General features: G+C 63.9%; 13 protein-coding genes. 9 read left to right on the top strand and 4 right to left on the bottom strand.

Features of this window, described 5'->3' with window-relative positions; genetic code table 11:
* Window positions 1-304: 304 nt before the first annotated feature.
* From E4Z66_RS12170 to E4Z66_RS12160, 3 genes are all read left to right on the top strand, one after another.
* Window positions 305-679 (top strand): helix-turn-helix domain-containing protein, encoded by a 375-nt coding sequence (locus E4Z66_RS12170; RefSeq protein WP_136463302.1) that lies wholly within the window; start codon window positions 305-307, stop codon window positions 677-679.
* A gap of 63 nt (window positions 680-742) precedes the next feature.
* Complete coding sequence (gene hisN, locus E4Z66_RS12165) at window positions 743-1,537, top strand: histidinol-phosphatase (protein ID WP_136463301.1); 795 nt, start codon at window positions 743-745, stop codon at window positions 1,535-1,537.
* Entirely contained in the window at window positions 1,534-2,877 is a 1,344-nt protein-coding gene (locus tag E4Z66_RS12160; RefSeq protein ID WP_136463300.1) for an 8-oxoguanine deaminase, read from the top strand. Before hisN ends, E4Z66_RS12160 begins: the two co-directional genes overlap by 4 nt.
* A gap of 64 nt (window positions 2,878-2,941) precedes the next feature.
* On the opposite strand, the gene E4Z66_RS12155 is transcribed toward E4Z66_RS12160, so the two are convergent.
* On the bottom strand, window positions 2,942-3,337 hold the full coding sequence (locus tag E4Z66_RS12155) for a RidA family protein (RefSeq protein WP_136463299.1): 396 nt from the start codon (window positions 3,335-3,337) through the stop codon (window positions 2,942-2,944).
* Window positions 3,338-3,425: 88 nt separating this feature from the next.
* Between E4Z66_RS12155 and E4Z66_RS12150 the strand changes: the two genes are divergently transcribed.
* Window positions 3,426-4,145, top strand: coding sequence for a helix-turn-helix transcriptional regulator (locus E4Z66_RS12150; protein ID WP_136463298.1), 720 nt, complete (start codon window positions 3,426-3,428; stop codon window positions 4,143-4,145).
* 3 nt (window positions 4,146-4,148) lie between these two features.
* On the opposite strand, the gene guaD is transcribed toward E4Z66_RS12150, so the two are convergent.
* Window positions 4,149-5,435, bottom strand: a complete 1,287-nt coding sequence (gene guaD / locus E4Z66_RS12145) for a guanine deaminase (protein ID WP_136463297.1) — start codon at window positions 5,433-5,435, stop codon at window positions 4,149-4,151.
* 127 nt (window positions 5,436-5,562) lie between these two features.
* Between guaD and mgtE the strand changes: the two genes are divergently transcribed.
* From mgtE to E4Z66_RS12120, 5 genes are all read left to right on the top strand, one after another.
* Window positions 5,563-6,957: a magnesium transporter gene (mgtE, locus tag E4Z66_RS12140; RefSeq protein ID WP_136463296.1), complete on the top strand. Its 1,395-nt coding sequence runs from the start codon at window positions 5,563-5,565 to the stop codon at window positions 6,955-6,957.
* On the top strand, window positions 6,954-7,520 hold the full coding sequence (locus tag E4Z66_RS12135; RefSeq protein WP_136463295.1) for a 5-formyltetrahydrofolate cyclo-ligase: 567 nt from the start codon (window positions 6,954-6,956) through the stop codon (window positions 7,518-7,520). Before mgtE ends, E4Z66_RS12135 begins: the two co-directional genes overlap by 4 nt.
* Window positions 7,521-7,653: 133 nt before the next feature.
* Window positions 7,654-8,478, top strand: coding sequence for a TIGR00282 family metallophosphoesterase (locus tag E4Z66_RS12130; protein WP_136463294.1), 825 nt, complete (start codon window positions 7,654-7,656; stop codon window positions 8,476-8,478).
* Entirely contained in the window at window positions 8,478-9,383 is a 906-nt protein-coding gene (locus tag E4Z66_RS12125) for a DMT family transporter (RefSeq protein ID WP_136463293.1), read from the top strand. The genes E4Z66_RS12130 and E4Z66_RS12125 overlap by 1 nt, the downstream gene beginning before the upstream one ends.
* Before the next feature lie 67 nt (window positions 9,384-9,450).
* Complete coding sequence (locus E4Z66_RS12120) at window positions 9,451-11,247, top strand: SLC13 family permease (protein WP_136463292.1); 1,797 nt, start codon at window positions 9,451-9,453, stop codon at window positions 11,245-11,247.
* 15 nt (window positions 11,248-11,262) lie between these two features.
* Here E4Z66_RS12120 and E4Z66_RS12115 read toward each other — a convergent pair whose 3' ends face one another.
* Together E4Z66_RS12115 and E4Z66_RS12110 are read right to left on the bottom strand one after the other, a co-directional pair.
* A complete protein-coding gene (locus E4Z66_RS12115) occupies window positions 11,263-12,927 on the bottom strand; it encodes an FAD-binding dehydrogenase (protein ID WP_211097151.1) in 1,665 nt (554 codons plus the stop codon).
* Entirely contained in the window at window positions 12,924-13,787 is an 864-nt protein-coding gene (locus E4Z66_RS12110) for a bile acid:sodium symporter family protein (protein ID WP_136463290.1), read from the bottom strand. Before E4Z66_RS12110 ends, E4Z66_RS12115 begins: the two co-directional genes overlap by 4 nt.
* Window positions 13,788-13,848 lie beyond the last annotated feature (61 nt).

Here is a 13,848-nt window from a genome sequence, read left to right as displayed (position 1 = left end):
TGCCTCCCCATCCTGCGCCCGGCGCGTCCCCGCCTGTATTGGGCGGTGCCGGAACGTCCTTGCGCCGCGATGTACCGCCGATTTCACGCAGCTTCAACGCGCAACGCCGCCGGGCAGAGCGCGGAAAAATTGACCTCTTCCTGCCACCCACGGTTGGTACTGCTTGAAAATCGGGCGTTAACCTTTTATTCACACTTTTGATTTCGTAGCGATGTTTGAGACGAATCTCTGGTGACGGGCGCGGTGTCACGCAAGTGATGCAACGCCCGGTTGTTTTTTGGGTGCCTTTGGGGGAAGGTGGGATATGGCGCATGTAGTAGACATCCACGTCGGCAAGCGTGTCAGGCAACGGCGGTGGCTGTTGGGGCTGACACAGCAGCAATTGGGTGAAGCCGTTGGGATCAAGTTCCAGCAGGTGCAGAAGTACGAGACCGGGGCAAACCGCGTCAGTGCCTCGCGGCTGTGGGAAATCGCCAAGGTTCTCGAAGTGCCGGTGACGTTCTTCTTCGAAGGGCTGGACGTCAAGAAAGACGGGCGCGCGGCGTCCTCGGTCAAGGTGCCCGAAGATCCGACTCAGGATCGTGAAGCGATGGAATTGATGCGCGCCTATTTCGGAATTCCCGAACCGCAGCGCAAACGCCTGTTCGAATTGGCCCGCGTGCTGAGCGATGTGCCATAGGCAGCGGTAACGCGCGCTGCAATTACGCTTGTGCGCCGCGCTGGCCTTTGGCACCAAGGCCCCATGACATTTGATGCACCACAAATCCGGGCCGTGGCGGATGCCATGGCCGATGCCGCGCGCGCGGTGATTTTGCCGTATTTCCGCAGTGACGGACTGGATACGCAGAACAAGGATGCAAGCGGTTTCGACCCGGTGACAGAGGCTGACCGCGCTGCCGAAGCCGCCATGCGCCGCATTCTCGAGGCCGAGCGCCCGCAGGATGCGATTTTCGGCGAAGAATATGGTGCAAAACCGGGAAGTTCCGGGCTGACATGGGTGCTCGACCCGATTGACGGCACGCGCGGCTTCATGTCCGGCACACCGACTTGGGGCGTGCTGATCGCCGTATCGGATGAGACTGGCCCGCGCTTTGGCATGATCGACCAACCCTATATCGGGGAACGTTTTGTCGGCGGTCCGGGGCAGGCAGAGATGACCGGCCCGTTGGGAACGCGCGGATTGCGCACGCGCGCGGCCCGGCCCTTGTCCGAAGCGGTGCTGTTCACGACCTTTCCCGAAATTGGCAGCGCGCGCGAGGGCGACGCCTTTCGCGCGGTCTCCCAAAAAGCGCGACTTACACGCTATGGTTGTGACTGCTATGCCTACGCGCTGGTCGCCTCCGGCCAGATCGACCTTGTGATCGAAGCGGGGCTGCAATCTTACGACATTCAGGCCCCGATCGCGGTGATCGAAGCGGCGGGCGGGCTTGTCACCGATTGGGAGGGCGGTCCGGTCCATGCCGGAGGCCGCGCCATAGCGGCGGCGAATCGCGAAATTCACGCCGAAGCCATGGCGGTTTTGCAGGCCGCCCTGTGAGCCGGGTCAGGATCTGCGGCGCGCAGGCCATTCTGACGATGGATGACGGCGCGCGCGAGCTGTCCGGGCAAGACATCCTGATCGAGAACGGGGTCATCACCGCAATCGGTGCCGATCTGCCCGCCGGGGATCATGACACCCTCAATGCAGGCGGCTGCGTGGTCACGCCGGGGCTGGTGAACACGCATCACCATTTGTACCAGACGCTGACGCGGGCGGTGCCGGGCGGGCAGGACGCGCTGCTGTTTGGCTGGCTCCAGACCCTTTATCCAATATGGGCGCGTTTCACGCCGGAGCATATGTTCACCTCGGCCCAGATCGGGCTGGCGGAACTGGCGCTGTCCGGCTGCACGCTGTCTTCGGACCACCTTTATCTGTATCCGAACGGTGCACGGCTGGAGGATACGATCCACGCCGCTGCCGAGCTTGGCCTGCGCTTTCACCCGACGCGCGGCGCGATGAGCATTGGCGAAAGCGCGGGCGGTTTGCCGCCTGACAGCCTTGTGGAACGTGAAGAGGCGATCCTGAACGACTGTATTCGGGTGATCGACGCCTTCCACGATCCGTCCGATGGGTCGATGTGCCGGGTCGGCGTGGCGCCGTGTTCGCCATTCTCGGTCAGCCGCGAATTGATGCGGGACGCCGCAGTGCTGGCGCGGGACAAGGGTGTGATGCTGCACACCCATCTGGCGGAGAACGACGAAGATATCGCCTATAGCGAGGCGCAGTTTGGCTGCCGTCCCGGCCAATACGCGCAGGATCTGGGCTGGACCGGTGACGATGTGTGGCACGCCCATTGCGTCAAGCTGGACGGGGCAGAGATCGACCTGTTCGCCCGCACGCGCACAGGTGTCGCGCATTGCCCCTGTTCCAATTGCCGCCTTGGATCGGGCATCGCGCCAGTGCGGGCGATGCGCGACAGCGGGGTCAAGGTTGGGCTGGGTGTCGATGGGTCGGCTTCCAATGATGCGGGCAATCTGATGGCCGAGGCGCGCCAGGCAATGCTGCTGCAACGGGTGGCCAACGGGGCCGACGCGATGAGCGCGCGTGAGGCGTTGCGACTTGCGACGCGCGGCGGGGCAGAGGTTCTGGGCCGCGCCGATTGCGGGCAAATCGCCGTGGGCAAACGTGCCGATATCGCGATCTGGGATGTCACTGGGATCGAAAGTGCAGGCAGTTGGGATGCGGCAGCGCTGATCCTGGCCGGACCGATGCAGGTGCGCGATCTGCTGGTCGAAGGGCGGCGTATCGTGGCCGAAGGGCAGGTCACCACCATCGACTTGCCGAAGGTGATCGAAACGCAAAACCGCCTTGCACGGGCCTTGGCCGAAGCTGGCTAAGCGCTGCGCGCGCCGGAATCATCAGGCGCGCGCAGGTGTCATTGCAGAAGAGCAGTGCAGAAGATCAGTCAGTTGCCGTCGCGTCGATCTCGAACATCAGGTCGGGAAGGGCAAGCTGCGTCACGCCAAGCAATGTCATGGGCGGCTTCACCTGATGCGGGCCGAAGCGCATCCCCATCAGGTCGAAATTGCGCAGCGCTTCCTCAATATCGGTCGTGTAAACCCCAAGCCGGGTCACATTGGCCAGCGTCATGCCTGCGCCCTCCAGCACGGCTTCCAGATTGTCGAGCGCAAGGGCGATCTGCGCGCGCATATCCCCCGGATGCTGCGATGCGCCATTGTCGTCCACCGCGGTCTGCCCCGAACACGTAACCTGCCGGGTCGCGCCCTCGATGATTTCCGCTTGGTTGAATCCCATTCTCAGCGACCAGTCCCACGGGTTCACAGCTGTACGTTCCATGTCTCAAACTCCTTGCGTGTTGTTGCTGAAACCTTGATAAAATCAAACGGTGCCAAAAAATGGCACTATTTATCGCTAAAGGTGCTGCATGAACATTCGGACACGACAGGACGCTATCGTGCGCAGTTTGCGTCGCAGCGGCACCAGCACGATCGACGCCCTCTCGCAAGAGGTCGGGGCCTCGCGGCGCACGGTGCTGCGCGACATCGGAGCGCTGCGCGAAGAAGGCTATATCATCCACTCTGACGTTGGACGGGGCGGCGGCGTGCAACTTGATCCGTCTTCGGTGCAAACCACGGCCCGTCTGACAGTGCCGGAGGTCTTTGCCCTTCTGATAAGCGTTGCGGCGATGCGCGCGGCGGGGAACCTGCCTTTTGCGGAACTGGCTGACGCGGGGCTTGCAAAGATCGAAAAGGCGCTGCCCCGGGACAAGCTGCGCGATCTGCGCGCCTTTCTCGATTGCCTGCATGTCGGCCAGTTGTCGCCGCATCAGGATTTGGGGGATGTGGGGCGAATGGATGCAGCGCTATTGCCGGCCTTCGAGACCGCGTTCCTGCAACGGCAGTTGATCCGGTTCGACTACCGCGATGCCAAAGGCCGCGCCACCCGGCGCGAGGTAGAACCGCAGGCGATGCTGATCCTGCCGCCGCTTTGGTATCTTGTCGGCTGGGACCCGGACCGCGACGATTTCCGGCATTTCCGAATGGATCGGATCAGTGCGCCTGCGCCGGTTGAAGACAGCAGCTTTCGCCGCCGCCATGTTCCTTTCGAAGACGATGTGTGCCCGTTCCGCGACCTGGGTAAGTAGTGGTCAGCTCGCCCCGCGCCGGGTGCCCGCCACCCAGACATCGGCAATGGCGCGGTCGTCCCCCATCATGATCGTTGGGAACAAGGCCTCCCAGATTGTGTCCGCCTCTGCCTCGCGCTGGGCAATGGCGGGGGTGGAGGCCAGATCCAGCACCACCAGATCCGCCGCACTGCCGGGGGCGAGGGTGCCGATATCGTCCACCATATGCAGGCTGCGCGCCGCGCCTTCGGTCGCCAGCCACATCAGATGCGCCGGGTGCAGCGCGGTGCCGCGCAACTGCGCCACCTCATAGGCCGCCGCCATGGTGCGCAGCATCGAAAAGCTGGACCCCCCGCCGGTATCCGTCGCCAGCCCAACCGTCACGCCGCGCCCCATCAGCCCGGTCACGTCACACAGGCCCGACCCGATGAAGGTGTTCGAGGTCGGGCAATGTGCCACCGACGCGCCGATCTCTGCTAACCGGTCCAATTCGCGCAGCTCCATATGGATGGCATGGCCGTAAATGCCGCGCGCGCCCAACAGGCCATGGGCCTCATAGGTGTCGAGATAATCGCGCGCCTGCGGATACAGCGACTTCACCCAGGCGATTTCGTCGGTCTGCTCGCTCAGATGGGTTTGCATCAGTGCATCCGGGTGCGCTGCCCAAAGAGCGCCCAACGCCTCCAATTGCTCTGGGGTGGAGGTGGGCGAGAATCGCGGCGTGATGGCATAGCGCGCACGCCCCCGCCCGTGCCAGCGGTCCAGCAACAGCTTGCTGTCATCATGGGCCGATTGCGCCGTATCCCGCAGCCCTTCGGGCGCGTTGCGATCCATGCAGGTCTTGCCTGCGACGATGGCCATGCCGCGCGCCTCTGCGGCCGCGAATATGGCATCGACGCTGCCGGGGTGGATCGTGCAATAGCTTGCGACCGTGGTCGTGCCCATCGATAGGGCTAGGTCAAGATGCCGGGCCGCGATCTTCTGCGCATAGGCGGGATCGGCAAAGCGCATTTCCTCGGGGAACGTATAGGTGTTGAGCCAGTCGATCAGGCGTTTGCCCCAACTGGCGATCATCGCGGTCTGGGGGTAATGCACATGGCAATCCACGAAACCCGCGCAGATCACATGCGCGCCGTAATCGATGGTTGCGGCGCCCACGGGCACCAGATCGGCCCGCGATCCGACAGCGGTGATGCGCCCCGAGTCGATCCGCAGCGCCTCATGCCAGGTCACGGCATCTTCGGGCGCTCCGTCGAAGGGAGAGGCGTTGAAGGTCAGAATGCGGCCGGTGATCAGGGTCGAAGTATTCATTCGCAAGCGATACGCCACTGTGCGCCGGGCGAAAATACCCAAATGCTTCGCATTCGATTGCCCCGGCCATTGCACCTGCCTATGGTCCGCACACGTCTGGACGATCAGCAGAAAATCGGGGGCATATATGGCGGAAACGGCGGAAGTGACTGAAAACGCGGTGCCAGAAAAGGCGTATTCGCTGGACCCCAAGACGATTGCCGCGATTCTCTATGCCGTCGATATCGAGGACCGCGAACAACTCATCGCCCTGATGGAGCCGATGCACGCCGCCGACATCGCCGACCTGCTGGAACAGGTGAACACCTTCGACCGCTCGCGGCTGATCCGGCTCTATGGGCGCGAGTTCGACGGGGAGATCCTGTCCGAGCTTGAGGAATCCCTGCGCGAAGACGTGATCTCTGTCCTGCACCCGGAAGTGCTGGCCGAAGCGGTGCGCGAACTCGACAGCGATGACGTGGTCGACATCGTCGAAGACCTCGACGCCGAACAGCAGACCGCCATCCTTGACGTGTTGGAGGACGCGGACCGCGTCGCGGTGCAACAGGCGCTGAGCTATCCGGAATTCTCCGCAGGCCGCCTGATGCAGCGCGAACTGGTCATGTCCCCCGAACATTGGAGCGTCGGCGAGGCGATCGACCATTTGCGCGCCATGCCCGAGGCGGATCTGCCGGAACAATTCTACCACATCACCCTTGTCGATCCACGTTTGCACCCGGTCGGGAATGTCACGCTGGGCAAATTGATGCGCTCGCGCCGGGATGTGCCGCTGTCCTCGATCAAAGAGGATCTGTTCCGCGTGATCCCCGTCGATCAGGCCGAATCCGACGTGGCCTATGCGTTCAACCAATACCATCTGATCTCTGCCCCCGTGGTGGATGCGGACGGGCGTCTGGTCGGGGTCATCACCATCGATGATGCGATGGCGGTGCTGGACGAAGAGCACGAAGAAGACATCCTGCGTCTTGCTGGCGTGGGCGAGGAAAGCTCGCTGGCCGACCGGGTGGTCGATACCACCAAACGGCGCTTCCCATGGCTCGCGGTGAACCTTGTCACCTCCATCCTCGCATCCATGGTCATCGCGCAGTTCGACGTGGCGATTGCCCAGATCGTGGCGCTCGCGGTCCTGATGCCGATCGTCGCCTCCATGGGCGGCAACGCCGGAACGCAATCGCTGACCGTTGCGGTGCGCGCGCTGGCAACCAAGGACCTCACCGGCTCGAATGTCTGGCGCGTGATCCGACGCGAAGTGCTCGTCGGCCTGATCAATGGCTGCATCTTCGCGGTGCTCATGGGCATTGTCGGGCTGGTCTGGTTCGGCTCTCCCGCGCTGGGCTACGTGATCGCGGCGGCAATGGTCATCAACCTCGTCGTTGCCGGACTTGCCGGAACGGGCATCCCCATCGTGCTGGACCGGCTCGGCGTCGATCCCGCGCTGGCCTCTGGGGCGTTCGTGACCACCGTGACCGACGTGGTCGGCTTCTTCGCCTTCCTCGGGCTGGCCGTACTGGTGCTGTTGTGACCGATCTGGCGGCGACCAAGGAAGCGGCCCGCAAAGCCGCCTTCGCCCGCCGCGCAACCGCGCAGGCCGCCGCGGGGCCGGGGCAATCGGCGCTGCTCTCCTCGGTGCTGGCAGGCTATCGCGGCGTGCCGCTATCAGGCTACATGCCCATCCGAACAGAGATAAACCCGCTCCCCGCCATGGCCGAAGCTGCCGCCTACGGCCCGGTCGCCATCCCGGTGATCCAAGCCAAAGGCGAACCGCTCGACTTCTCCCGATGGGAGCCGGACATGCCCCTCAAACCCGGCCCCTTCGGCGCACAGATCCCGGAAACCGACGATTTCTTCGAACCGGAAATCCTCATCGTCCCGCTCGTCGCCTTCACCCGCGATGGCGGCAGGCTCGGCTATGGCGGTGGCTTCTACGACCGCACATTGGAACGGCTCCGCGCCCGCCGTGCCACATTGGCCATCGGCTTCGCCTTCGCCGCACAGCAGGCGGACACACTCCCACAGGAACCCACGGACCAGCCGCTCGACCTGATCGTCACCGAACGCGAAGTCATCGACATCGCGCGCGCCTGATCTCCCCTTTCATTGTTCGAAAAATACTCCGGAGGGGGCCCGGGGGAGGCCGCGCCTCCCCCGACGGGTCGGATCGGCGAAAGCCGATCCGAAACCTCTTGCCCTCAGCCGCGCGCGGACCTACCAAACGCAAATGCGAATTCTGTTTCTCGGAGATGTCATGGGCCGCGCGGGACGCGCCGCCGTGGCCCGCCACCTGCCGCAATTGCGCAAGGATTGGCGTCTCGATTTTGTCGTCGTGAATGGCGAAAACGCCACCTCCGGCATGGGCCTTTCGGGGGCACACGCTGCCGGGCTGCTGAATGCGGGCGCGGATGTCGTCACGCTGGGCGATCACGCGTTCGACCAGAAGGACATGCTTCAGGCGATCGAGGCCGAGCCGCGCATCATCCGGCCGCTCAACTTCTCCAAGGCCGCGCCGGGCAAGGGCGCGCGGCTTTTCGATGCGCCGGGCGGGCGCAAGGTGCTGGTGGTGCAGGTGCTGGGGCAGGTCTTCATGAAGCGGCCCTTCGACGATCCGTTCTCGGCGCTGGACCTCGCGCTCAAGACCTATCCGCGGGGCGGGCAGGCCAATGCGGTGATCGTCGATATGCACACCGAAGCCACGTCCGAGAAGATGGCGATAGGCCATTTCTGCAATGGTCGCGCCAGCCTCGTCGTCGGCACCCACACCCATGTGCCGACCTCCGATGCGATGATCCTAGAAAAGGGGACGGCCTATCTCAGTGACGCGGGCATGTGCGGCGATTATGACAGCGTGATCGGCATGGAAAAGACCGAACCGATGCGCCGTTTCATCACCGGCATGCCGAAGGAGCGTTTCACCCCCGCTTTGGGCGATGTCAGCCTCTCGGGTGTTTACATCGAAACCGATGACCGCACCGGCGCAGCCACGCGCATCGTGCCGGTCCGACAAGGTGGCCGCTTGCAACCCAGCGGCCCGGATACGGTGGCCTGATGATCCCGGACCGCCCGCGCTTTATCGGGGTTCTTGTGATCCTTGGCGCGGGATGGGGCTTTACCCAGCCGATGACGAAAATCGCGGTCTCCGAGGGCTATGGCCATTTCGGCCTGATCTTCTGGCAACTGGCGATTGGCTCGGCGTTGATGGCGCTTATCGCGGCGCTGCGCGGGATTCGCTTGCCACTGCGCCCGCGTCACCTGAAGCTTTACTGCATTATCGCGATGATCGGCACCGTGCTGCCGAACTCGCTCAGCTATCAGGCGGCGGTGCATCTGCCCGCGGGCATCGTGTCGATCCTGCTCAGCATGATCCCGATGCTGGCCTTTCCCATCGCGCTGGCGCTGCGTCTGGACCGGTTCGACTGGCTGCGCCTTGCCGGGCTGCTGGTCGGCCTTGGCGGGGTTCTGCTGATCGTCGCGCCGGGCGCGGATCTGAACGGCGCGCTGCCGATTTTCTGGGTCGGCGCGGTGCTGCTGACCTGCGCGTTCTACGCCTTTGAAGGCAACTATGTCGCCCGCTGGGGAACCGAAGGGTTGAGCCCGCTGCAAGTTCTTTTCGGGGCCTCGCTGGTGGGCATGATCATCGCCGGGCCGCTGGCTTGGGGCTCTGGCCAATGGATCGACCCGCGCGCGCCCTGGGGCGCACCGGACGCGGCGCTGGTGGCGTCATCCATCGCGCATGTGCTGGTCTATACGGGATATGTCTGGCTCGTTGGGCAGGCGGGGCCGGTCTTTTCAGCGCAGGTGTCCTATCTGGTGACGCTGTTCGGCCTGTTCTGGGCGCGGCTGTTTCTTGGCGAAAGCTATGCGCCCTCTGTCTGGCTCGCCCTGGGGCTGCTGGTGCTCGGCATGTATCTCGTGCAACCCAGGCCGCACCGGGATACGGTCGACGCAGCCTGAATATGACCCATGCGGCGTTGGAGCGCTTGCCCGGTCGCCCGATCTGAGCATATTCAACGCCTAAACCATGGGTGAGGCCCAAGTGATCGACTTATTCTCTCTGTCCCAGACCGGGCAAGCCGTACTGACATTGGCCGTCGTTGGCGTGATGTTCGTCTTGTTCCTGCGCGAGAGCTTCCCAACCGAGGTGGTCGCCATCGCCGGGGCGGCGCTGATGCTGGCACTGGGGCTGTTGCCCTATGACGATGCCTTGGCGGTGTTGTCCAACCCCGCCCCATGGACCATCGCGGCGATGTTCATCATCATGGGCGCGCTGGTCCGAACGGGTGCCCTTGACCGCTTTACCGGGCAGGCGGAGCGTTTGGCCAAGCACAGCCCGGCCCGCGCCATCGTCCTGATGATGGGCTTTGTGGTCTTTTCCTCTGCGATCGTGTCCAACACACCGGTGGTGGTGGTGATGATCCCGGTCTTTACCCAGCTTGCCCGCACCATGGGCGTATCCGCGTCCAAGCTGCTGATCCCGCTCAGCTATGCGGCGATCCTTGGCGGCACGCTGACATTGATCGGAACGTCGACGAACCTGCTGGTGGATGGTGTGGCCCGGACCCAAGGGCTGACGCCGTTCACCATCTTCGAAGTCACGCCGCTGGGCCTTGTGCTGGTCGCGTGGGGGATGATCTATCTGCGTTATATCGCGCCGCGTCTCCTGCCGGAGCGCGACAGCATGTCGTCGCTGCTGTCGGACCGGTCCAAGATGAAGTTCTTCACCGAAGCCGTCATTCCCCCCGAATCCAACCTGATCGGGCGCGAGGTCACCGGGGTTCAGCTGTTCAAGCGCGACGGCGTTCGGCTGGTCGATGTCGTGCGCGGCGATACCTCTCTGCGGCGCGAGTTGAAGGGCGTGGAGCTTCAAGTCGGCGACCGCGTGATACTGCGCACACAGATGACCGAATTGCTCAGCCTGCAACGTAACAAGGAACTCAAGCGCATCGATCAGGTCGGCTCGGTCGAAACGACCACGGTCGAGGTGCTGATCACCCCCGGTTGCCGCATGGTCGGCCGCCGCATGGGCGATATGCGCCTGCGCCGCCGGTATGGTGTCTATCCGCTGGCGGTCCACCGCCGGAACCAAAATATCGGCACGAAGATCGACGAACTGATTGTGCGTGTCGGCGACACCCTGCTGCTGGAGGGCGCGCCGGGCGATATTCAGCGGCTGGCTCAGGACATGGAGATCATCGATGTCTCCAAGCCGTCGCAGCGCGAATTCCGCCGCGGGCACGCGCCGGTGGCCATCATTGCGCTGCTGGCGATCGTGGCGCTGGCCGCGCTGAAAGTGGCGCCGATCCTGATGCTTTCGGTGATCGCGGTCTCCATTGTACTGATCACCCGCTGTATCGACGCGGATGAGGCTTTTGGCTTTGTGGATGGGCGGCTTTTGACGCTGATCTTTGCCATGCTTGCCATCGGTGCCGCGCTTGAAGCAACGGGCGCGGTGGCGCTGATCGTCAAGGCGCTTGCGCCGATGCTGGGCTCGCTGCCGCCATTCCTTGTGGTTTGGGCGATTTACCTGCTGACCTCGGTTCTGACGGAACTGGTGTCCAACAACGCGGTTGCGGTTGTGGTCACACCCATTGCCATCGGGCTGGCGCAGGCCATGGGCATCGACCCGCGCCCGCTTGTGGTGGCGGTGATGATCGCGGCGTCGGCCTCTTTCGCGACGCCGATTGGCTATCAGACGAATATGCTGGTCTATGGTCCGGGCGGTTACAAGTTCACCGACTTCCTGCGCGTGGGCATCCCCCTGAACCTGAGCATGGGGCTGCTTGCCTCGGCTTTGATCCCGCTGATCTGGCCGCTGTAGCGCCCGACCGGTTCCTTAAGACACGGCCTTGGACCGCCCCGCATTGCGGCCCGAGAAGATGCACCCGCCAAGAAACGTGCCTTCCAGCGCGTTGTATCCGTGATACCCGCCACCGCCAAAGCCCGCGACCTCCCCGGCGGCGAACAGCCCCGGCACCACGCGCCCATTGGCATCGATCATGCGGCTGTCCAGATCGGTCTGAAGCCCGCCCAGCGTCTTGCGCGTCAGCACATGCAGACGCACGGCGATCAGCGGGCCGTTATCCGGGTCAAGGAACTTGTGCGGTTTCGCGGTGCGGATCAGCTTGTCGCCCTTGTAATTCCGCGCGGCGAGGATCGCGGCCATCTGCGCGTCCTTGGTGAAGGGATTGTCCACCTGCGCGTCACGCGCTTCGATCTGCGCGCGCAGCTTGGCCTCGTCGATCAGCCCGCCACCCGCGACTTGGTTCATGCCGCGCACCAGGGTCGGCAGGTCATTCGCCACGACGAAATCCTCGCCCCGCTCCTTGAAGGCTTCGACCGGTCCGGTGGCGTTCTTGCCAGAAAGGATGCGCTGGCGGATGACCTCCATCCACTTGGCAGAGGTGAAATCGGGGTTCTGTTCTGACCCGGACAGCGCGAATTCCTTCTTGATGACCTTCTGCGTCAGCACGAACCAGCTATAGTCATAGCCGGTCTCGAGGATCATCCGCAGCGTGGTCATACTGTCGAAGCCGGGCAGGGCAGGCGGGGCAAAGCGGTTGCCCTCCGCGTCGAACCACATGGAGGACGGGCCGGGCAGGATACGGATGCCATGCGCGGGCCAGATCGGATCCCAGTTCTTCACGCCTTCGGTATAGTGCCACATCCGGTCGCCATTGATGACATGGCCGCCCGCCGCTTCGCTGATGGCGATCATGCGCCCATCCACATGCGCCGGCACGCCCGCCACCATCTCTTTCGGGGCAGGGCCAAGCCGCTGTTCGGGCCAGACCTTGCGGACCATTTCGAAATTGCCGCCGATCCCGCCGGAACTGACCACGACCGAGGGCGCACGCAGCGTGAAGTCGCCCACGGGGTCGCGGTTGGTCTTGGCCCCTTGGACCGCAGGGTCTTCGGCCAGCACCGTGCCGCTGACACCCTTGGCCGCGCCGTTCTCCATCTCGATCCGGTCGACCTGATGGCGAAAGCGGAACGTGATCAGGCCAGAGGCTTCATGCGCGCGGCACCGGCGGACGAAATGTTCCAGAACACCCGGCCCTGTGCCCCATGTGATGTGGAAACGGGGCACCGAATTGCCATGGCCATCGGCAAAACTGCCGCCCCGTTCGGCCCAGCCGACCACCGGGAACCAGCGCAGGCCCATCTTGTGCAGCCACGGGCGCATCTCTCCGGCGGCGAAATCGACATAGGCCTCGGCCCATTTGCGGGGCAGGGCGTCTTCGGGACGGTCGAACTGCGCCGATCCCATCCAGTCGCGCATCGCAAGCTCGCGGCTGTCGTGGATGCCAAGGCGGCGCTGCTCGGGCGTGTCGACCATGAACAGCCCGCCCAATGACCAGAACGCCTGACCGCCAAGGTTCTGCGGGCCTTCCTGATCGACGATGATGACGCGCTTGCCCCGGTCGCCAAGTTCCGCCGCGGCGGCCAACCCAGCCAGCCCCGCGCCTACGATGATCACATCTGCCGTATCCATTGTCATTTGCTCCGGAACCAGAAAAGGAAGGGTAGGGCGACGAGATACATGGTGATCCCATAAACGCCCGCAGGCAAGGCAATGGTCGACAGCCCCGCCGATGAGGTCGTACCTGCGATAAGTCCGGCCAGCGTGATCGCCATGCCCGCGTTCTGAATGCCCGTCTCGACCGAAACGGTCTTGCGTTCCGGCCCGCTCAGCCCGGCAAGCGCGGCAAGGCCCAGGCCAATCAGCATCAGCGCCGCGTTCAACCCGATCAGGGCCGGGCCAAGCGATGCGAGGTTCTGGGTGAAGATGTCCCAGTTCCCGGCAAGCGCGCCGATCACCATCAGCACGAACAGCACACTGGCGAAGCCGGAAAGCAGCGGTTCGATCCGCTGGGTGATGCCGCTGGCGAAATGGCGCAGTGCGACACCCAATGCGACGGGCAGGGTGGTGATGAGGAACATGGTGACCCCCAGCGACACAGCTGACACGCGCGGGGCCTCTGTTCCAATGAAATGCAGCACCGCCCATGCCGCCAGCGCGGGCACCGTCAGCACCGACAAGAGCGACACCACAGCGGTCAAAGACACGGATAGCGCCACATCGCCCCGCGACAGTTTGGTGATGATGTTCGAGGTCACGCCGCCCGGACAAAAGCTCAGCAGCATGATCCCCACGGCCAGTTCGCCGGTGATCCCAAAGGCGCGGATGATCAGATAGGCCGTCAGCGGCACCATGATGATCTGGCTGAAAGCGCCCAAACCGAACGCGCGGCGGCGTTCGGTCACGCGGCGGAAATCGGCCATGGTCAGGCCGACGCCAAGGCTCAGCATGATGATCGCCAGCGCCACCGGTAAACCGATGTTCAGGATTGTGTCCACGACGGCCTCCCCTCCCTCGTAGTTTCCGGAAGGCTAGTCGTGGGCGGCGCGGCCGCGCAAT

It is taken from the genome of Aliishimia ponticola, from assembly GCF_004803475.1.
In the GTDB taxonomy this organism is placed as follows: Bacteria; Pseudomonadota; Alphaproteobacteria; order Rhodobacterales; family Rhodobacteraceae; genus Aliishimia; species Aliishimia ponticola.
The sequence above is the reverse complement of the archived record's forward strand: the minus strand, read 5'-3'. Positions and strand labels throughout refer to the sequence as shown.